Source organism: Paraburkholderia sabiae (assembly GCF_030412785.1).
GTDB classification, from domain to species: domain Bacteria; phylum Pseudomonadota; class Gammaproteobacteria; order Burkholderiales; family Burkholderiaceae; genus Paraburkholderia; species Paraburkholderia sabiae.
Genome location: NZ_CP125295.1, coordinates 6376543 through 6396575 on the forward strand (window position 1 = coordinate 6376543; position 20033 = coordinate 6396575).

Annotated in this window: 19 protein-coding genes; 13 read left to right on the forward strand and 6 right to left on the reverse strand. The window is 65.3% G+C overall.

Annotation, left to right across the window (positions count from 1 at the left end; translation table 11 throughout):
* Positions 1 to 76: 76 nt before the first annotated feature.
* Positions 77 to 1756 carry a GMC family oxidoreductase gene (locus QEN71_RS28755; RefSeq protein WP_233471715.1) on the reverse strand — a complete coding sequence of 560 codons (1680 nt, stop codon included), beginning with the start codon at positions 1754 to 1756 and terminating at the stop codon, positions 77 to 79.
* A gap of 318 nt (positions 1757 to 2074) precedes the next feature.
* Between QEN71_RS28755 and QEN71_RS28760 the strand changes: the two genes are divergently transcribed.
* A complete protein-coding gene (locus tag QEN71_RS28760; RefSeq protein WP_201648924.1) occupies positions 2075 to 3748 on the forward strand; it encodes an isovaleryl-CoA dehydrogenase in 1674 nt (557 codons plus the stop codon).
* Positions 3749 to 3794: 46 nt separating this feature from the next.
* Complete coding sequence (locus QEN71_RS28765) at positions 3795 to 5213, forward strand: coniferyl aldehyde dehydrogenase (RefSeq protein ID WP_201648923.1); 1419 nt, start codon at positions 3795 to 3797, stop codon at positions 5211 to 5213.
* 9 nt (positions 5214 to 5222) lie between these two features.
* Here the strand turns inward: QEN71_RS28765 and QEN71_RS28770 are convergent, their stop codons facing one another.
* The 5 genes from QEN71_RS28770 to fliE all read right to left on the reverse strand — a co-directional run bounded on the left by QEN71_RS28770 (position 5223) and on the right by fliE (position 8448).
* On the reverse strand, positions 5223 to 5558 hold the full coding sequence (locus tag QEN71_RS28770) for an EscU/YscU/HrcU family type III secretion system export apparatus switch protein (RefSeq protein ID WP_201648922.1): 336 nt from the start codon (positions 5556 to 5558) through the stop codon (positions 5223 to 5225).
* Positions 5555 to 6937, reverse strand: a complete 1383-nt coding sequence (fliK, locus tag QEN71_RS28775) for a flagellar hook-length control protein FliK (RefSeq protein ID WP_201648921.1) — start codon at positions 6935 to 6937, stop codon at positions 5555 to 5557. Before fliK ends, QEN71_RS28770 begins: the two co-directional genes overlap by 4 nt.
* Before the next feature lie 68 nt (positions 6938 to 7005).
* Complete coding sequence (locus tag QEN71_RS28780) at positions 7006 to 7335, reverse strand: flagellar protein FliT (RefSeq protein WP_201648920.1); 330 nt, start codon at positions 7333 to 7335, stop codon at positions 7006 to 7008.
* Positions 7332 to 7766 (reverse strand): flagellar export chaperone FliS, encoded by a 435-nt coding sequence (gene fliS, locus QEN71_RS28785; protein WP_201649005.1) that lies wholly within the window; start codon positions 7764 to 7766, stop codon positions 7332 to 7334. The genes QEN71_RS28780 and fliS overlap by 4 nt, the downstream gene beginning before the upstream one ends.
* Positions 7767 to 8112: 346 nt before the next feature.
* Positions 8113 to 8448 (reverse strand): flagellar hook-basal body complex protein FliE, encoded by a 336-nt coding sequence (fliE, locus tag QEN71_RS28790; RefSeq protein ID WP_201648919.1) that lies wholly within the window; start codon positions 8446 to 8448, stop codon positions 8113 to 8115.
* 237 nt (positions 8449 to 8685) lie between these two features.
* Here fliE and fliF point away from each other — a divergent pair, with 237 nt between their 5' ends.
* From fliF to fliP, 11 genes are all read left to right on the forward strand, one after another.
* Positions 8686 to 10470 (forward strand): flagellar basal-body MS-ring/collar protein FliF, encoded by a 1785-nt coding sequence (gene fliF / locus QEN71_RS28795; protein ID WP_201648918.1) that lies wholly within the window; start codon positions 8686 to 8688, stop codon positions 10468 to 10470.
* Positions 10460 to 11455 carry a flagellar motor switch protein FliG gene (gene fliG / locus QEN71_RS28800; protein WP_201648917.1) on the forward strand — a complete coding sequence of 332 codons (996 nt, stop codon included), beginning with the start codon at positions 10460 to 10462 and terminating at the stop codon, positions 11453 to 11455. Before fliF ends, fliG begins: the two co-directional genes overlap by 11 nt.
* On the forward strand, positions 11442 to 12122 hold the full coding sequence (gene fliH, locus QEN71_RS28805; RefSeq protein WP_201648916.1) for a flagellar assembly protein FliH: 681 nt from the start codon (positions 11442 to 11444) through the stop codon (positions 12120 to 12122). Before fliG ends, fliH begins: the two co-directional genes overlap by 14 nt.
* On the forward strand, positions 12116 to 13759 hold the full coding sequence (fliI, locus tag QEN71_RS28810; RefSeq protein WP_201648915.1) for a flagellar protein export ATPase FliI: 1644 nt from the start codon (positions 12116 to 12118) through the stop codon (positions 13757 to 13759). Before fliH ends, fliI begins: the two co-directional genes overlap by 7 nt.
* A gap of 14 nt (positions 13760 to 13773) precedes the next feature.
* A complete protein-coding gene (gene fliJ, locus QEN71_RS28815; RefSeq protein ID WP_201648914.1) occupies positions 13774 to 14223 on the forward strand; it encodes a flagellar export protein FliJ in 450 nt (149 codons plus the stop codon).
* A gap of 64 nt (positions 14224 to 14287) precedes the next feature.
* On the forward strand, positions 14288 to 15805 hold the full coding sequence (locus QEN71_RS28820) for a flagellar hook-length control protein FliK (protein ID WP_201648913.1): 1518 nt from the start codon (positions 14288 to 14290) through the stop codon (positions 15803 to 15805).
* A gap of 686 nt (positions 15806 to 16491) precedes the next feature.
* Positions 16492 to 16995 (forward strand): flagellar basal body-associated protein FliL, encoded by a 504-nt coding sequence (fliL, locus tag QEN71_RS28825; protein WP_028367379.1) that lies wholly within the window; start codon positions 16492 to 16494, stop codon positions 16993 to 16995.
* A 65-nt stretch (positions 16996 to 17060) separates the two neighbouring features.
* A complete protein-coding gene (fliM, locus tag QEN71_RS28830) occupies positions 17061 to 18059 on the forward strand; it encodes a flagellar motor switch protein FliM (RefSeq protein ID WP_201648912.1) in 999 nt (332 codons plus the stop codon).
* On the forward strand, positions 18052 to 18516 hold the full coding sequence (gene fliN / locus QEN71_RS28835; RefSeq protein WP_201648911.1) for a flagellar motor switch protein FliN: 465 nt from the start codon (positions 18052 to 18054) through the stop codon (positions 18514 to 18516). The genes fliM and fliN overlap by 8 nt, the downstream gene beginning before the upstream one ends.
* Positions 18513 to 19139, forward strand: a complete 627-nt coding sequence (gene fliO / locus QEN71_RS28840) for a flagellar biosynthetic protein FliO (RefSeq protein ID WP_201648910.1) — start codon at positions 18513 to 18515, stop codon at positions 19137 to 19139. Before fliN ends, fliO begins: the two co-directional genes overlap by 4 nt.
* A 110-nt stretch (positions 19140 to 19249) precedes the next feature.
* Positions 19250 to 20020: a flagellar type III secretion system pore protein FliP gene (gene fliP / locus QEN71_RS28845; protein ID WP_223961269.1), complete on the forward strand. Its 771-nt coding sequence runs from the start codon at positions 19250 to 19252 to the stop codon at positions 20018 to 20020.
* Positions 20021 to 20033: the final 13 nt, after the last annotated feature.

Genomic DNA, 20033 nt, shown 5'->3' on the forward strand with positions numbered 1-20033 from the left:
TTGGGGCGCGATTATAGGAGCGTGAAAATCTCAGAAATGAAGCGATGAACGATTTTGGATCTTTATAGGATTACTCTTATTTTGCGTGTTGTTCGGCATCACGACGGACGAGTGGCCTGAGCTCGTCGGCGAGCGGCTGACTGGCGACAGCACCACGCCGCGTCGCTGCGATGAAATCCGCGGCGCGCTCGCCGATCATCACCGTAGGTGCGTTCGTGTTGCCGCCGATCAGCGTCGGCATCACGGAAGCGTCGACTACCCGCAAGCCCGTTACGCCGCGCACGCGCAGTTGCGGATCGACGACCGATCGCTCGTCGCCGCCCATCCTGCATGTCGAAACGGGGTGATAGATCGTGTCGGCACGTTCGGCGATCGTCGCGCGCAATTCGGCATCCGTCTGTCCGTGCCGCGTGTAGAGTTCGCGGCCGCCGCACAGCGCGAGCGACGGCGCGTCCAGAATGCGCCGCGACAGATGCACGCCTTCGACGAGCAGATCCATATCGCGCGGATCGGTGAGAAACGCGGGATCGATGACGGGCGCCTCGCGCGCATCGCTGCCCGCGAGCGTCACGGAACCGCGGCTATGCGGACGCAGCACGCACACGTGCAGCGAATAGCCATGCCCCCAATGCATCCGCCGATTGTGATCGTCGACGAGCGCGGTGCAGAAGTGCAATTGCAGATCGGGCCGGTCGAGCGTCGGACGGCTTTTCAGAAAGCCGCCCGCTTCCGCGACATTGCTCGTCAGCATGCCGCGTCCGCTGCGCAGATACGAGTAGAAGCCCGGCACCATCTTCGCGAAGCCGCGCAGCGAGAAGCCGGTGAGTTTCGTCGACGGCACGCGTTTGTTGATCGTGAAATCGACGTGATCGGTGAGATTGCGCCCGACTTCGGGCGCGTCGTGCAGCACGGGAATGCCGAACGCGCGCAGATGCTCCGCGGGACCGATGCCCGAGCACATCAGCAGTTGCGGCGAGTTGAAGGTGCCCGCCGCGAGCACGACTTCGCAGCGCGCCTCGATGATTTCCTTCGCGCCGCCGCGCATCACTTCGACGCCCGTCGCGCGCTTGCCGTCGAACAGCACGCGCAACACGGCGGCATCGGCGATGGTGTGCAGATTCGGACGCGCGCGTCCGTAGATGTACGCGCGCGCGACGCTCCAGCGCTGGCCGCCGCGCTGCGTCACCTGGTAGAAGCCGACGCCTTCCTGCATCGCGCCGTTGAAATCGTCGTTGCGCGGAAAGCCGGCTTCGACGGCGGCCTTCACGAAGCGATGGGAAAACGGATTCTGGAACCGCAGATCCGCGACGTTGAGCGGACCGTCGGCGCCATGCAGCGCATTGGCGCCGTGCCTGTTGCGCTCGTTGCATTCTGCGCGGCGAAAGTACGGCAACACGTCGTCGAAAGACCAGCCGTTGCAGCCGAGCCGCGCCCAGTCGTCGTAATCGAGCGGATGGCCGCGCGTGTAGACCATTGCGTTGATCGCACTCGATCCGCCGAAGCCGCGTCCGCGCGGCTGATAACCGCGCCGTCCGTTGAGACCGGGTTGCGGCGTCGTCAGATAGCCGTAGTTGGTCTTGAGCTTGAACGGCACGACGGCGGCGACGCCGAGCGGCATGTTGACGAAGAGATTGCGTTCGGTGTGCGGACCCGCGTCGATGAGCGCGATGGTCGCGTCGGGACATTGCTCCGCGAGACGCCCGGCGAGCGAACAGCCGCCCGAACCCGCGCCTACGATGACGTAGTCGTATTGCATCCGCTCCTCCTGTCCCACGCTATTGTCGCCGCGCGTTGCTGGCGGCATCTGTCTCGTGCACACTTGTCTACATGCGCTGTCTGCGCATTGTAGGGAGCGCGGGACGATCTCGCGCCGTCGACGTCAGAGCGATCCCTCTAAACGGAACCCGCGCCGCGCCCCTATGATGAAAGATCCCGCGCGCGCTATTTCTGGCGTGCGGACGTCGTTCAAACACGGTCTTCTGCGTGCTGCCCTTCTGCTCATTCGGCTTGCGCGCTCACATAAAACAGCGGCCCGGACACTGGACGGCGCGCGTGCATCGAACGGAGACATCAGATGGAACGGTTCGGCCCCGGCATGACGCATGAAGTGACCAATCAGGTTCCGCCGCTCGCGAACTACAACCTGTTTTCGAGCGACGCCGCGCTTGTCTCCGGCGTCGAGCGCGAAGGCGCGGGATGGCATCGCGAGACGCTCACGCGCGACGGCGCCGCGCTGACGACACCCGACATCCTCGCACTCGCCGATCTCGCGAACCGCCACACGCCCGAACTCGCGTCGTTCAGCTCGCGCGGCGAACGCATCGATGCGCTCGAATTCCACCCTGCATGGCATACGCTGCTCGGCCTGTTGCGTCGGGAAGGACTGCACGCGCTGCCTTTCTCCGATCCGCAGCCCGGCGCGATGGTCGCGCGTTGTGCCGGCTATTTTCTGCACGCGCAACTCGAATCCGGCTCGCTGTGTCCGCTGACGATGACCTTCGCCAGCATTCCCGTGCTGCAACGCGAACCCGAACTCTTCGCGACATTGCGCGACAAGCTGTATTCGCGCGAGCATGATTCGCGCGACCTGCCGCTCGATCAGAAGACGTCGATGATGATCGGCATGGGCATGACGGAAAAGCAAGGCGGCTCCGACGTGCGCAGCAACCGCACACAGGCGTTCGCGGCGAGCGGCAGTGGACGTGGCGCGGGCTATCGGCTCGTCGGACACAAATGGTTTTTCTCCGCGCCGCAGTGCGACGCGCATCTGGTGCTCGCGCGCACTGACGATCACGAAAGTCTGTCGTGCTTCTTCGTGCCGCGCTTCGCGCCGGACGGCAGCAAGAACGCGGTTCGCATCCAGCGTCTGAAGGACAAGCTCGGCAATCGTTCGAACGCGAGCAGCGAAGTCGAGTTTTTCGACGCGTGGGGCGTGATGATCGGCGACGAAGGGCGCGGCGTGCCGACCATCATCGAAATGGCGAACTACACGCGGCTCGATTGCGTGATCGGCAGTGCGGCGCTGATGCGTGCGGCGCTCGTGCAGGCGATTCACCACGCGCGCCATCGCAGCGCATTCGGCCGGCATCTCGCCGATCAACCGCTGATGCGCAACGTGCTCGCCGATCTTTCGCTCGAGTCCGAAGCCGCGACCGTGCTGTTCATGCGCCTCGCGCGCGCCTTCGAAGACACGACGAACGCGCCCGAAGAACGCGCATGGCGGCGCCTCGTCACGCCTGCCGCTAAGTACTGGGTCTGCAAGCGCACGCTCGAATTCACGGGCGAAGCGATGGAAGTCTGGGGCGGCAACGGCTACGTCGAAGAAGGACCGATGGCGCGCTTCTATCGCGAGGCGCCCGTCAACTCGATCTGGGAAGGCTCGGGCAACGTGATGTGTCTCGACGTGCTGCGCGCGATGGAGCGCGAGCCCGACGCCGCGCAGGCCTTGCTTGCCGCGTGGCGCGCAGAGGCACAAGCACATCCCGCGCTGAACGCCGCGCTCGACTGGCTGACGCAAGCGCTGACGTCGGCGCCCGAAACACGCGAAGCATCGGCGCGCCGTATCGCGCAGCAAATCGTGCTGATCGCGCAGGCCGTGCTGCTCGTGCAGCATGCGCCGTCGTTCGTCGCCGATGCGTTCATCGCGACGCGCCTCGGCGAAGGCTGCGGCGAAAGCGGTCGCGTGTACGGCACGCTGCCCGCCGCGTACGATCACGCCGCGATCGTCGAGCGCGCGTTCATGAACTGACCACACCACGAGCACTACATAAACAAGAACAGGGAGAGACGACCAGATGAAAAACGATCTGCCGGAGATCGCGGCACTCGGCGCGCTGTTGCGCGAGCAACGCGCTGCGTATCTGCGCGCGCCGTATCCATCGTGGGACCAGCGCGCCGCGCAATTGAAAGCGTTGCGCGAAGTGCTGCTCGACAATCGCGATGCGCTCGCCGACGCGATGCACGCCGACTTCGGCAATCGCGCGAAAGAAGAAATCCTGCTGGCCGAATTTCTGCTCATCAAAGAGGAAATCGACGGCGCGCTGCGTCACGGCAAGCGCTGGATGAAAGCGCAGCGGCGCGGCGCGAACAAATGGCTGCTGCCCGCGCGCGCGAAGGTCGTGCCGCAGCCGCTCGGCGTCGTCGGGATCATCGTGCCCTGGAACTATCCGGTGCTGCTCGCGGCGGGTCCGTTGATCAGCGCGCTCACGGCGGGCAATCGCGCGATCATCAAGATGTCGGAACTGACGCCGCGCACGTCGATGCTGTTCGAGCAGCTTATCTCACAGACCTTTTCGCGCGATCACGTCGCCGTCGTCAATGGCGACGCCGCGCTCGCGGCCGCCTTCAGCGCGCAACCGTTCGATCATCTGCTGTTCACCGGCTCGACGAAGGTCGGTCACGACGTGATGCGCGCCGCCGCCGAGCATCTGACGCCCGTCACGCTGGAACTCGGCGGCAAGTCGCCCGCAATCGTCGGACCGCAGGCGCGCTTCGACTACGCCGTCGACAGCATCGTCGCGGGCAAGACGCTCAACGCGGGGCAAACGTGCGTCGCGCCCGACTACGTGCTCGTGCCGCGCGGCAAGGAGCAGGCGTTCATCGAACGAGCGCGCGTGCGCATGGCGCGCCTCTATCCGGACTTCGCGCGCAACGCCGATTACACGTCGATCATTTCGCCGCGCCATTTCGCCCGCCTGCAACGTCTCGCGGACGAAGCGCGCGAACAGGGCGCGCAACTGCACGCGCTGACGGACGCCGCGCCCGATGCCGCCGCGCGCCGCTTTCCGCTCGTCGCCGTGACACAGGCGCCTGACTCGTCCACGCTGATGCAGGAAGAAATTTTCGGGCCTTTGCTGCCCGTGATTCCCTACGATTCGCTCGACGACGCAATCGCCTACATCAACGCGCGCCCGCGTCCGCTGTCGCTCTATCTGTACGACGACGACAAGGCGACGATCGCGCGCGTCACGCACGAAACGATCGCGGGCGGCATGGCCATCAACGAAACGCTGATGCATCTCGCGTGCGAAAGCCTGCCGTTCGGCGGCGTCGGCGCGAGCGGGATGGGCGCGTATCACGGGTATGAAGGCTTCGTCACGTTTTCGAAGATGAAGCCGGTGCTGACGCAGGCGCGCTTCAACGCGCGCGGCCTGATCGCGCCGCCGTACGGCCGGCGCGTGCGGGCGCTGCTCAGTCTGATGATGCGTTTCTGACGTGGAGCCTCAAAGCTCGCCGGGTGTATCCGGCGCTGGGGAGGCGACGACAACGTCGGTGACAGGCGGATCGTCGGCGGCGCCGCTTTCCAGCCGATGCAGCCACGCGAGCAGTTCCGCGACGGCCTGATACAGCCGCGGCGGAATGCGCGAATCGAGATCGACCTGCATCAGCAGCGACACCATTTCGGGTGATTCGTGCACGTACAGGCCCGCTTCCTTCGCGCGCTGCACGATCATGTCGGCGACGAGCCCATAACCCTTCGCGATGACGCGCGGCGCTTCGTCGTGACCGTGGGAATCGTAGACGAGCGCCGCCGCGCTCCGTCGATGCGTGCGGCTCATTGCATGTCCCAGTCGAAATCATCGTGGCCGGCGTCATGCTGTGCGGGCTTGTCCGCCGTCGAGCGTGCATACGCCGATGCCGCCGCCGCCGCCGCAGCCGCCGCGCCGCCAGCCGGCGGGCTTCCGCCGATCTCGCGAATCGACAGGCCGCTCAGTTCGATGCCCGCCTGCGCGAGCCGCTGCCTGAACGTCTCGCCCTGCGCGGCAAGACGCGCCGCGCCGCCCGGACTCGCCTGCACCCGCGCGACGAGACGCGTGCCCGTCAGCGTGAGGTCGGCGTCGACCGTGCCGAGCGACGGCAGCGACAGCGTGAGGCGCGTGCGCCACGGATACTCATCGTCGGCGGAAGAAGCGCCATTGCCGCTGCGCCGCCATTCGTCGCCGTCCTGTTCGATCGTCCAGTCGAGCCGCGCGCCCGGCCACGCTTCGCCCGTCCAGCGGAATTGCCCCGTCGCGAGCAGATCGAGCTGCTGGCGCACGAGGGGAATCGTCGCGGGATGCAGCGAAGCCTGCATCGATTGCTGTTGCGGTGTGTTCGGATCGTCGCCCGCCGCGTGCGTCATGGCAGCCTGCTGCGAGGAGCGCGCGTTTTCGGCGGGCATGTCGATGATGTCGTGCGTCGCGAGATCGAACGTCGTGAAGCGCGCCGACTGATTGTGCGGCCCTTGCGGTCCTTCCGGTTCGCCACGCGCGGCGGCGACGGCGGCAGCGAACGCCGCGGCGCCCGTGTTGCCGGATGGCCGGCCTTGCGTCCACGCATTCGCGTCGTCGGCATCCTGGCCGGCGTCGGACTGCGGTTGGGACGCGGCATCGGCCAGCCGATTCTGCGCCTCGCCCGCGAGCGACTCGACGGGACGTTGCCCCGACAGCCATTGCGCGAGATGCGATTCGTAGAACAGCCCGCTTTCGGCGACGGTGCGTTGCAGCGCGGCCGCCAGCTCGGCGACGGGCACCGGCGCGGCGACGATATTCGACGCCGCGTTCGTACCCTGCGCGGCGTTCGCCCCGCTTGCATTTTGTGCGGGCGCGTTACCCGAAGCCGCCGCCTGCTGCGCGTTCGCGCCCGTATCGACCAGCAGCGGTGCGATATCGATCGCGGGCGCGGCGGGCCAGACGGGCATCTGCCCGACCAGCGCGGGCGTCGCTTCGCCGCCGTAACGCGTGATGGCATCGAGCGTCAGCGCGACGGCCGACAGCGCCGTCTGCGCGGACGCAGGCAATGGCGCGGGCGTCGCCGGAATGGGCGAAACGGGCGGGGTCTTGACGTTGAGAGAGGCGTCCGCCTGAGATGCGGTGGCGCCGGCGCGCGCGCCGACGGGAAGCAGGCTGTCGATGCGGCTAGCCAGCAGTGCAGCCACAGCCGTGTCGATTCCGTTCATGCCCGCATCCTCTCGCGCATTGACGCTGCGTAGCCGCTAGCGGCTCATATGAAGCTGTGTGAAAGCGCTCAGCGCGCCTGGTAAAGTTCTGTCAGCACGATGGCCGGGCGGCTCGGCGCGAACAGCGCCTGCAGCTTGGCCATGCGCGGATTCGCGAGATCGCGGACCGTCGCGTCGTTCGCGAGGATCTGGCGGATCAGGTCGAATTTGCGGGAGCGCTCGTCGTCGGACAGGCGCACGCCGTCTTCCGCGTGTTTCAGCGCGTCGACGAGATGCCGGTACTCGTCCTGCAACAGGACGAGATCGTTCCAAAGCGCGTTTCGCGCTGCCATCACCATCTGGACTGAAATCGCTGCGATCGCCTCGTAGCGGGCGAAATAGTCTGCGTTCGAACTCATCTCATGCTTTCGGCGGACGACTGCATCGCCATCCGCGCAATCTCCGGTGCGATTCCGATCCAGGCTTCCTCGAGCGTGGCCAGCAACCCGTCGACTTCGACGAGCATCGCCTCGCTCTGTTTGAGGTTCGCCTCGAGCAGTCGCCGCGTCATATAGCTATAGAGCGCATCCAGACGCCCCGCGATTTCGCCGCCGGCGTCGAGATTGAGCGCCTGCTGCAATCCGTCGCCGATGATCTGGATGGCCTTGCCGATCGACTCGCCGCGGGCCGCAATATCGCCTTGCTGCAGATGCATACGCGCCTGCGCAACTGCCTTGCGCGCCCCCTGGTACAACATCACGATCAGGCGATGGGGGCTTGCACCCATCACCCCTGTCTCCACGCCGACGCGAGCGTAAGCATTGGCTCCAGAGTGTCCCGGGGAAAACATCGGCGCTCCTCCTGTATTGCAGATAACGGTCGGACTGACAGCGGACGGCTTGCCGGGACGCTGCGTCACCTTTTGCCGCGCGCTTTCCAGCCAGCCCTTGTATCAAGGTTATCGGTTCATACGAATAAAGCTTTAGCCCGCTGGAAGGAAGCGTCAGAAATGCACCACGGCATGGCGCCCCGGGGCCGCGCGCCGCGTGGGTTTGCCACGCGCGGCAGGTCCGTTGCACCAGCACAGTGCACAAAAAAGAGGCGGGAAGCCGATGCGCCGCGCATGAATCCGCGCGCCGCCGCCCAGAGGAAAGGCGGCATGCCCGCGAACGCCTGCGGCGCGCTCGCTTTTTACGTCAGACGGCCATCTGCATGATGTCGTTGTAGGCCGACACCAGCTTGTTGCGCACCTGCAAGCCGAACTGGAAGCCGACGTTGGCCTTCTGCATGTCGACCATCACGTCGTTCAGCGACACGTTCGGCGCGCCGATTTCGAATGCGTGAGCTTCGCCGACGGCAGCCTTCTGGTCGCCGCTGATCTTGTCGATCGACGCCTTCAGCGCCGACGCGAAGCCGCCCGCCGTGGCGGCGCCAGATTCGTTGGCCACCTGGGCGCTGCCGCCCGTGGCCTGTGCTGCCATCGCCTGCATCTGTTGCAGGGCCGACTGGAGCGGATTGATGGGCGCTGTCATGTTCTCTCCTGAGTGAGATGCCGGCGAGCGTTCGCGCCATGCACCAATTGGACAGGAAGCATAGCAGTGGCCCTTTTCCGAAAGCCGTGAAAGTAAGGGGGAAACCCCCCGCTATTCGGCGCATCGGGTTGCCTGCCCATGCGGATAATCCCTAGCGTGAAAGTCTCTGTCGACAGACGTTGCTGGTAAGGCGGCGTAAGCGGCAGAACGCAAAAGGATTCCGGAGAAACCCGACGCATGGATTCGTCAGCCAACTCTTTAATGACCCCCGACGCCCGCATGGGCCTCGCCGGCGCACAGCCCGGCGCAGCGGGAGCCGCCCAGGCGGGCGCAGCGGGCCTCGACCTCGGCGGCTCGGGCAGCGGCTTTGCCTCGCGCTTCCCCGGTCTGCCCGCTTCGCTGACGCAGATGCGCGGCAACCCGCGCGCGCCGCTGATCTTCGCGGTCGCGGTGCTGATCGCCGTCGTCGCGGGACTGATTCTCTGGTCGCGTGCACCCGACTATAAGGTGCTGTACAGCAACGTATCCGATCAGGATGGCGGCGCAATCGTTGCCGCACTCCAGCAGGCAAACGTTCCCTACAAGTTTTCCGATGCCGGCGGCGCGATCCTGATCCCCGCCGATCAGGTGCACGAAATGCGTCTGCGCCTGGCGTCGCAGGGTCTGCCGAAGAGCGGCTCGGTCGGTTTCGAACTGATGGACAACCAGAAGTTCGGCATCAGCCAGTTCGCCGAGCAGATCAACTACCAGCGCGCGCTGGAAGGCGAACTGCAGCGCACGATCGAATCGATCTCGACGGTGAAAACGGCGCGCGTCCATCTGGCGATTCCGAAGCCGACCGTGTTCGTGCGCGACCGCGAAGCGCCGTCGGCGTCCGTGCTCGTCAATCTGTATCCGGGCCGCATGCTCGACGAAGGCCAGGTCGTGGCCATCACGCATATGGTCGCTTCCGCCGTGCCTGACATGCCCGTGCGCGGCGTGACGATCGTCGACCAGGACGGCAACCTGCTCACGCAGGCGGGTGCGAACGGCGCTGGCCTCGACGCGACGCAGCTCAAGTATGTGCAGCAGATCGAGCGCAACACGCAGCAGCGCATCGACGCGATCCTCGGACCGATGTTCGGCTCGGGCAACGCGCATTCGTCGGTGAGCGCGGACATCGATTTCTCGAAGAACGAGCAGACCTCGGAGCGGTATGCCCCGAACAACGATCCGCAGCAGGCCTCGATTCGCAGCCAGCAGACCAGCACGGCAACCGAAATGTCGCAGAGCGGTGCGTCGGGCGTGCCGGGCGCACTGTCGAATCAGCCGCCGCAGCCGGCGTCCGCACCGATCACGGCGAGCGCGAATGGCGCCAGCGGCGTGACGACGACGCCCGTCAGCGACCACAAGGACTCGACCACCAACTACGAGCTGAGCAAGACCGTGAGCCACACGGAGCAGGCGGTTGGCGGCATCAAGCGCCTGTCGGTGGCCGTGGTGGTGAACTACATGCGTGTCGTCGACGCAAAGGGTCACGCGACGATGCAGCCCATTTCCGCCGACAAGCTCGCGCAGGTCGATCAGCTGGTCAAGGAAGCGATGGGTTACAGCCAGGCGCGCGGCGACACGGTCAAGGTGATCAGCAGCGCGTTCCAGCAGATCGCCGATCCGGATGCCGACCTGCCGTGGTGGCGCACGAAGGACATGATCGCGATGTACAAGCAGATCGCGACGTACGCCGGCATCGGTCTGGTCGCCCTGTTCCTGTACTTCGTGATGGTGAAGCCGGCCCTGCGCCGCGCGTTCCCGCCGCCGCCGGAAGTCGTCGCTGCACTGCCGTCGCCGGATGAACCGGTGCTCGACGGCCTGCCGAGCGCGGCAGCCGTGGCAGCGGAAGAGGAAGTCGAAGGATCGCTGGTCTCGCTGGAAAGCGACAAGGCCAAATATGAGCGGAACCTCGAATATGCGCGTCAGATCGCGCGTCAGGATCCGAAGATTGTTGCAACCGTCGTGAAGAGCTGGGTGTCCGATGAGCACTGAAGGCGTATTGAAGAGCGCGCTCCTGCTGATGTCGATTGGCGAGGAAGAGGCGGCTCAGGTATTCAAGTTTCTGGGTCCGCGTGAAGTCCAGAAGATCGGCGTCGCGATGGCGTCGCTGAAGAACATCACGCGTGAACAGATCGACGAGGTGCTGCACGAGTTCGTCTCCGAGGCGGACAAGCACACTGCCCTGTCGCTCGATTCGAACGATTACATCCGCTCCGTGCTGACGAAGGCGCTCGGCGACGACAAGGCGGGCGCGATCATCGACCGTATCCTGCAAGGCAGCGATACGAGCGGCATCGAAGGTCTGAAGTGGATGGATTCGGCAGCTGTCGCCGAACTGATCAAGAACGAGCACCCGCAGATAATCGCGACGATCCTCGTGCACCTGGACCGCGATCAGGCGTCGGAAATCGTCGCCTGCTTCACGGAACGTCTGCGCAACGACGTGCTGCTGCGGATCGCGACGCTCGACGGCATTCAGCCCGCCGCGCTGCGCGAACTCGACGACGTGCTGACGGGCCTGCTCTCGGGCAGCGACAACCTGAAGCGCAGCCCGATGGGCGGCATTCGCACGGCAGCGGAAATTCTCAACTTCCTGCCGGGCAATCACGAAGAGTCGGTCATCGACAACGTCCGCCAGTACGACGCGGAACTCGCGCAGAAGATCATCGACCAGATGTTCGTGTTCGACAACCTGATCGACCTGGAAGACCGCGCGATCCAGCTGCTGCTGAAGGAAGTCGAGTCCGAGACGCTGATCATCTCGCTGAAGGGCGCGCAGCCCGCGCTGCGCCAGAAGTTCCTGTCGAACATGTCGCAGCGTGCAGCCGAGCTGCTCGCGGAAGACCTCGACGCACGCGGCCCGGTCCGCGTGTCGGAAGTGGAAACGCAACAGCGCAAGATCCTCCAGGTCGTGCGCAATCTCGCCGAATCGGGAGCAATCGTGATCGGCGGCAAGGCAGAAGATGCATATGTCTGACCACGACTCCACGCGCAAGGAAAGCCTCTCGGCCTACCAGCGCTGGGAGATGGCCTCGTTCGACCCGGTGCCGGAACCCGAGCCCGAAGAAATCGACGACGGCGCGTTCGAAGCGGAACTGCAGCGCCTGCGCGACGCCGCGCACGCGCAAGGTGTCGCGTCCGGCCACGTGGCCGGCCAGGCGCTCGGCTATCAGGCCGGTTACGAGCAGGGCCGCGCACAAGGTTTCGAGCAGGGTCAGGCGGAAGCGCGCGCGGAAGCCTCGCAGCTCGCCGCACTCGCCGAAACGTTCAAGGCCGCGCTCGACAACGCGCAGCACGAACTGTCGGAAACGATCGTCGCGCTCGCGCTCGACATCGCGCAACAAGTCGTACGCCAGCACGTTCAACACGACCCGACGGCGCTCATCGCCGCCGCGCGTGAAGTGATGGCGACAGAACCGGCGCTGGTCGGCGCGCCTGCTCTGATCGTGAGTCCTGCCGATCTGCCCGTCGTCGAAGCGTATCTGCTGGAAGAACTGCAGACGCGTGGCTGGAACGTGCGCACCGACCCCGCGATCGAACGCGGCGGTTGCCGCGCCGTATCCACGACGGGCGAAGTAGACGCCGGCATCGCGACGCGCTGGGAGCGCGTCACCGCTGCACTCGGCAAGGCAAGCACATGGTAAAGCCGACCATCGAAGATATTCAGCACAGCGATCTCACGCCGCTCGAACGCGAGCTGGCGCTGGCATCGTTCGGCGCGGAAGCGCTCACCGTCGCGCAGATGGAAGAGTCGCTCGCGGCGCTCGAATCCGCGATTTCGGATGCCCACGCGGGCGCCGACGCGAAGTCTTCCGACGAACCCAAAGCGAGCGCGCCGCATCCCGAAGCCGCGCCCGCGAGCCGCGAATTGGCACCCGCGCCCAAGCGCACGCCCGATCCCGCGCTGCTCGACAATCCGCATCTGCAAGCGTGGCGCAATCGCCTGACTGGCCTGCGCGAGCGCAACCAGATTGCCCGTCCGCTGCGCGCGTGCGGCCGTCTGACGCGCGCGGCCGGTCTCGTGCTCGAAGCCGTCGGCCTGCGTCTCGCCGTCGGTTCGGAAGTGATGATCGAGTTGCCGCCCGGCAGCACGCGCACGATGGCGGAAGCCGAAGTGGTCGGCTTTCACGGCGACAAGCTCTTTCTGATGCCGACGACGGAAGTCGCCGGTCTGTTGCCCGGCGCGCGCGTCTATCCGCTGGAAGTCGCGCCCATCGCCGATCCGATGGCGGGCGCGAAGCGTCTGCCCGTCGGCTGGGAACTGCTCGGCCGCGTGGTCGATGCGTCGGGCAAGCCGCTCGACGGCTTCGGTCCGCTCAACTCGCGCAACGACGCGCCGCTCACTGCGCCGACCATCAACCCGCTGCATCGCGAGCCGATTCACAAGGTGCTCGACGTCGGCGTGCGCGCGATCAACGCGCTGCTCACCGTCGGACGCGGCCAGCGCATGGGCCTGTTCGCGGGTTCGGGCGTCGGTAAATCGGTGCTGCTCGGCACGATGGCGCGCTACACCAGCGCGGAAGTGATCGTGATCGGCCTGATCGGCGAACGCGGCCGCGAAGTGAAGGAATTCATCGAACAGATTCTCGGCGAGGAAGGTCTCGCGCGCTCGGTCGTGGTGGCCGCGCCTGCCGACGTCTCGCCGCTGCTGCGGATGCAGGGCGCCGCCTACGCGACGTCGCTCGCCGAATATTTCCGCGATCAGGGCAAGCACGTGCTGCTGCTGATGGATTCGCTGACGCGTTACGCGATGGCGCAGCGCGAGATCGCGCTCGCGATCGGCGAACCGCCCGCGACCAAGGGCTATCCGCCTTCCGTGTTCGCGAAGCTGCCGGCGCTCGTCGAGCGCACGGGCAACGGTCCCGAAGGCGGCGGCTCGATCACCGCGTTCTATACGGTGCTGACGGAAGGCGACGACCAGCAGGACCCGATCGCCGACTCGGCGCGCGCGATTCTCGACGGCCACATCGTGCTGTCGCGCGCACTCGCCGAAGCGGGCCACTATCCCGCGATCGACATCGAAGCATCGATCAGCCGCGCGATGACGGCGCTGATCAACGACGCGCATCTCGACCGCACGCGCCAGTTCAAGCAGATGCTGTCGCGCTACCAGCGCAACCGCGATCTGATCAACGTGGGCGCGTATTCGGCGGGGCGCGACGCCGTGCTCGACAAGGCCATCGCGCTGTATCCGCGTATGGAAGCATTTTTGCAGCAAGGTTTTCGCGAAAGCGCGGGCTTCGATGCCAGCGTGGCGCACCTCGACTCGCTGTTCGGCTAGGAGGTAACAGACGCATGAGCAAGCACTTCCCGATCAAGACGCTGATTGGTCTCGCGCAGGACGACGTCGACGCCGCCGCGCGCAAGCTCGGCCGCGTGCAGCGCGAGCGCAACGAAGTCGAAGCGCAGCTGAACTCGCTCGTCGAGTACCGCGACGAATATCACCGCCGTTTCACCGAGACGGCGAAGGCAGGCATGCCCGCCGGCAACATGCGCAACTTTCAGGCGTTCATCGACACGCTCGACGCCGCGATCGACCAGCAGCGTCAGTTGCTGGCGACGGCGACGGCGCGCGTCGAAGCGGCCAAGCCGGAATGGCAGCGCAGCAAGCAGAAGCTCGGCTCTTATGAAGTACTGGAAGCACGCGGCATCGCCGCCGAAGCCAAGGTCGCGGCCCGCCGCGATCAACGGGACGCCGACGAATACGGCGCACGAATTCTCCGGATGCGCGCAGAAGGCGCGTGAACACGCCGCCCGCCGCACACGATGCGGCGCGCATCGGGACTGACACGACCACACGAGATCCAGCATGTCGCCTCTTTCACTGATCAACTCGCTGCTCGGCTCGACGAGCGGCTCATCGGGCAGCAGCGCGTCGAACGGCGCGAACGCCGGCAGCGCACTGCCCTTCTCGACCACGCTGCAGCAGAGCATCAACGCGCAGAACCTGGCCGCCGCGCCCGCGCCTTCGCCGGCACCGAGCGCGCCTGCACCGACGCCGTCGCCATCGGCATCGAACGGTTCGAGCGTGCACGACGCGCCGCCCGCCGACGATTCGTCGAAGAACACCAGCGCGTCGGATAGCTCGAACAGCACCGACAGCACGAAGTCCGCGAGCCAGAGCGACAGCACGCAGCAAAGCGGCGCGGCGAACGGCGCCAATGGTGCGAACGGCACGAGCGGCAAGGACAAGACCGATACGGCTTCGAAGTCGAACGACGCCGCGCCGACCAAGGACGCCGCCGCCGCTGAGACGGCAGCCGCCGCAGCAGCAGCCGCTGCCGCCGCACAGGCGCAAGCCCAGGCAAGCGATGCTGCGGACGCAGCGAATGCCGCGGCGCAGCCGTCGACGCCCGCTTCGACTCCCGTCGTGGGCAACACGACCACGCCTGTGATCCAGACGCCGTCGAAGAAAATCGCATCGCTCGATCCGAAACAGACTCAAGACGCGTTGCAGGCTGCGTTCGCTGCTTTGGCGAGCGGCCAGGGCGTCGCGCCCGCAGCGGGCGCAACGGCGTCTGCAAGTTCGAGCGGCGCGGCCGTCACCGGCGATGCGACGCTCGGCGGACGTGGCGCGGGTGCAGGCAAGGGCCTGACGTTCGGCGACCTGCACGCGGCGAAGGGCGACGCAACGGCGTCGAACGCGACCGCCGCAGCAGCACCGGCTGCCGGCGCAGCCGCGCAGCCGAGCCCGGCCGAAACGCTCGCCGCAGCCGCTGCCGGCGCGAACGCCGCACAGGCGGCGCCCGTCCCCGCCGCAGCGGCCGACACGAACGCAGCGCTCGCCGCGACCCAGGCTGCATCGGCGGCCGCTGCCGCGAGCGCAACGACCACGCTGACGCAAGGCGCGAATCCGACAACGGCCGCAATGGCGAACGCGATCGCGCCGCAAGTCGGCGCACACGACTGGGAAGACGCCTTCAGCCAGAAGGTCGTGTTCCTCACCAACGCGCATCAGCAGACGGCGGAACTCACGCTCAACCCGCGCGACCTCGGGCCTCTACAGGTCGTCCTCCAGGTTGCCGATAACCATGCACATGCCCTTTTTGTTTCGCAGCATCAGCAGGTGCGCGACGCGGTCGAAGCCGCGCTGCCGAAACTACGCGAAGCGATGGAACAAGGCGGCATCGGGTTGGGAAGCGCGAGCGTCAGCGACGGCTTTGCCCGGCAGACCAGCCAGCAGGGTCAGGACCAGAGCGGCGGTTCTCGTAGCGGGCGGGGCGGCAGTGGCCGCGGTGACGTGGGTGTCGATGTTGTGGACGCTGGCGCGACGAGCGTGCGGGTGCCTGTGCGGCGCACGGTTGGGCTTGTCGATACGTTTGCGTGATCTTTTGATGCTGGGCGCATGGCCCATCGGTGCGCTTGTTGCCTCTGGCGGCATCCGCTCTATCGTTTCGGTTTATTAGCGTTGCCCCTGTGCGGGGCGGCAGTTACTTTCTTTGCCGCCGCAAAGAAAGTAACCAAAGAAAGCGGCTTCAAACCCCCGGTGCCTGCCAGGTTCGCACTTCGGCATGCCGCAGTTGAGCTGTCGCGCAGCGACGCAAACACTCCGTAGAAAGCCCGAAATCGGGTGCGCGCAGCGTCAAAAATTACACCTGACCGGAGCACATGGGTCGGCCTGGTTTGCGGCGGTATGTGCGCAAAGGTTGCGTGGTGTTGTCGCGCCGTGCGCGGTTGACTGCGGGGTTTCTACGGAGTGTTCGCGTCGCGGCGCGATAGCTCAACTGCGGGATGCCGTGGTGGTGCGCTGGCGGGCACCGGAGGTTTGAAGCGGCTTTCTTTGGTTACTTTCTTTGCCGCTGCAAAGAAAGTAACTGCCGCCCCGCACAGGGGCAACGCGTGAAGAGCGAAAACGCATCGCGGATGCCAGCAAAAACCAGCGAACGCCAGACAAAACAAACCCGCCCCGGCAGGCAAATAAACGAGCTAACCCCGAATTTCCCTTCTTTTCGACCCATCGCTGCATCGCAAGAAACCTGAAAATTCACCTACAGCATATAGGCACTCAATTCCATGGCATCCACGACCGCAAACCAGCAAGCAACTGCGAAGCCCTCTTCCCCGGGCCTCGTCAAGCGCATTGTGTTGATCCTGCTGATCGTACTGGTCGCGGCCGGCGCAGCCGGTGCAGGCGTCTGGTTCTTCATGTCGAAGCGCGCGCCCGCCGCCGCAACGGCTGCAGCACCCGCTCCCGCACCCGCGCCCATCTTCTTCCCGCTCGAATCGATGACGGTGAACCTGCAGTCGGACGACGGGCAGCAACACTATCTGCGCATCGGTCTGACGCTGAAGCTGACCGACCAGAAGGTGCAGGAACATTTGACCGAGCATATGCCTGAGATCCGCAGCCGCGTGCTGCTCGCGCTGTCGAACAAGCATCCCGAGGAACTCGCGACGCTCGACGGCAAGAAAGCACTCGCCACGGAACTCGAAAAGCTGATCGAAGAGCCGACTGAGGCCAACGGTCAACCGGTGCACGTCTCCGACGTGCTGTTCACCGAATTCGTCGTCCAGTAACCGCGCCTTGCGCTCACTGATTTGATCTTGAACCGCGCCATCGAAGGGACGCACGAGGAATAGGAATGGGCCACGAAGAGTTCATGTCCCAGGAGGAGGTCGATGCCCTTCTCAAGGGCGTCACCGGCGAGTCCGACTCGCAATCCGACCAGTCCGATCGTGCCGGCGTCCGCCCGTACAACATCGCGACGCAGGAGCGCATCGTTCGCGGCCGGATGCCCGGCCTCGAAATCATCAACGACCGTTTCGCGCGACTCTTGCGCGTCGGCATTTTCAACTTCATGCGGCGCACGGCGGAAATTTCCGTCGGCCCGGTGAAGGTGCAGAAGTACAGCGAATTCACACGCAATCTGCCGATCCCGACGAACCTGAACCTCGTCCACGTGAAGCCTCTGCGCGGCACGTCGCTGTTCGTGTTCGATCCGAACCTCGTGTTCTTCGTGGTCGACAACCTGTTTGGCGGCGACGGGCGTTTCCATACGCGCGTCGAAGGCCGCGACTTCACGCAGACCGAGCAGCGCATCATCAGCAAGCTGCTCGGGCTCGTGTTCGAGCACTACACGACGGCATGGAAGAGCGTGCGGCCGCTGCAGTTCGAATACGTGCGCTCGGAGATGCACACGCAGTTCGCAAACGTTGCCACGCCGAACGAAATCGTGATCGTCACGCAGTTCTCGATCGAATTCGGTCCGACGGGCGGCACGCTGCATATCTGCATGCCGTACTCGATGATCGAGCCGATCCGCGACGTGCTCTCCTCGCCGATTCAGGGCGAAGCGCTCGAAGTGGACCGCCGCTGGGTGCGCGTGCTGTCGCAGCAGGTGCAGGCAGCCGAAGTGGAACTGACGGCGGATCTCGCGCAGGTCCCCGTGACGTTCCAGGAGATTCTCAACATGAAGGCGGGCGACGTGCTGCCCATCAACATTCCGGAGCACATCACCGCGAAGGTCGATGGCGTGCCCGTGATGGAATGCGGCTACGGAATTTTCAATGGGCAATATGCGTTGCGCGTGCAGAAGATGATCAGCGCAGCGGAACAGATGAAGGAAGCGGGATATGACTGAGTTGAACTCGACACCCGAAATGGATATGCCGGAAGAATCGAAAGTGAATGATCCGTTGCCAGGCTCGGGCGCAGAAGAAGCCGCGCTCGACGATTGGGCGAGCGCGCTCGCCGAGCAGAACGACAACACGGCCGTCAGCGCAAGCACGGCGGGCGTGTTCCAGCCGCTGTCGAAGGTCGAGCCGACCACGACGCGCAACGACATCGACATGATTCTGGACATTCCCGTCCAGATGACCGTCGAACTGGGGCGCACGAAAATTGCTATTCGCAATCTGCTGCAACTTGCGCAGGGTTCCGTCGTCGAACTGGATGGTCTGGCCGGCGAGCCGATGGACGTGCTCGTGAACGGCTGCCTGATTGCACAAGGTGAAGTGGTCGTCGTGAACGACAAGTTCGGCATCCGCCTGACCGACATCATCACGCCGTCCGAGCGCATCCGGAAACTGAATCGATGAAACTTGCTGTACTTCGGGCCGCGATACACGGGAGCGGCCAGCCGCTTCCGCGCCGCGCCCGTGTCATGTCGACGGTCGTGTCGGCAGTTGTAACGACTGCCGTCACGCTGTGCGCGAATCTTGCGCATGCCGCCGACATGAATGCTGTCAACAATGCCGCGAAGATCGCCTCGGGCGTCGGCGCGGGAACGGCCGTGCCTGCTCTCGGCGTCGGCGCCGTGCTGCAGACGATCGTCGGCCTCGCGGTCGTGATCGGCCTGGTATTCGGCTTCGCCTGGCTTGCGCGCCGCTTCGGCCTGCAACCCGGCCAGCGCGGCGGGGTCGTGAAGACGATCGGCGGCACGTCGCTCGGCGGCAAGGAGCGCGTGGCCGTCGTCGAAGTCGGCGATACGTGGCTCGTGCTGGGCGCAGCGCCCGGCAACGTACGCCTCTTGCATACGATGCCCGCTGGGTCGACCAAGGGCAACTCTTTCACCGGCACGCCCGGCGAACCGGGCACAACCGGCGTCAACCCCGCCGGCGGCCCGGATCAGTTGAGCGGCACCTTCGGACAACGCTTTCGCGACGCGCTCAAACACGAAGCATCCCGACGTTTCCAGCGACGCGACAGCGGAGAACAGTAATGCAGTACGACCGATCTGACGCGCAGCGCAGTGGCGCTGTGATTTCCCACGCCTCGTCTCACGCCTCGTCCCACGCCTTGTCTCACGCCTCCACGAAGACTCCCGTTTCGATGAAGAAGCGCATTCTGAAAGGTGTCGCGTTTGCCGCGCCGCTCGCGGTGCCTGCGCTGATGCTCGCCGTACCGACGCTCTCGCATGCGCAGGCCAACGGTCTGCCCGCCTTCAACACGAGCCCCGGCCCGAACGGCGGCACGACGTACTCGCTGAGCGTGCAGACGATGCTGCTGCTCACGATGCTGTCGTTCCTGCCCGCGATGGTGCTGATGATGACGAGCTTCACGCGCATCATCATCGTGCTGTCGCTGCTGCGTCAGGCGATCGGCACGCCGACCACGCCGCCGAACCAGGTGCTGGTCGGTCTCGCGCTGTTCCTCACGCTGTTCGTGATGTCGCCCGTACTCGACAAGGCTTATAACGACGGCTACAAGCCTTTCTCGGATGGCACGATCCAGATGGACGAAGCCGTGAAGCGCGGCGTCGCGCCGTTCAAGTCGTTCATGCTGAAGCAGACGCGTGAAAGCGATCTCGCGCTGTTCGCACGCATTTCGCATGCGCCGCCGATGCAAGGTCCGGAAGATGTGCCGCTGTCGCTGCTGGTGCCGTCGTTCGTGACGAGCGAACTGAAGACGGGCTTCCAGATCGGCTTCACCGTGTTCATTCCGTTCGTGATCATCGACATGGTGGTGGCGAGCGTGCTGATGTCGATGGGCATGATGATGATTTCGCCCGCGACGATTTCGCTGCCTTTCAAGCTGATGCTGTTCGTGCTGGTCGACGGTTGGCAGTTGATTGTCGGTTCGCTCGCGCAGAGCTTCGTTTAAGTCCAGCATCGCC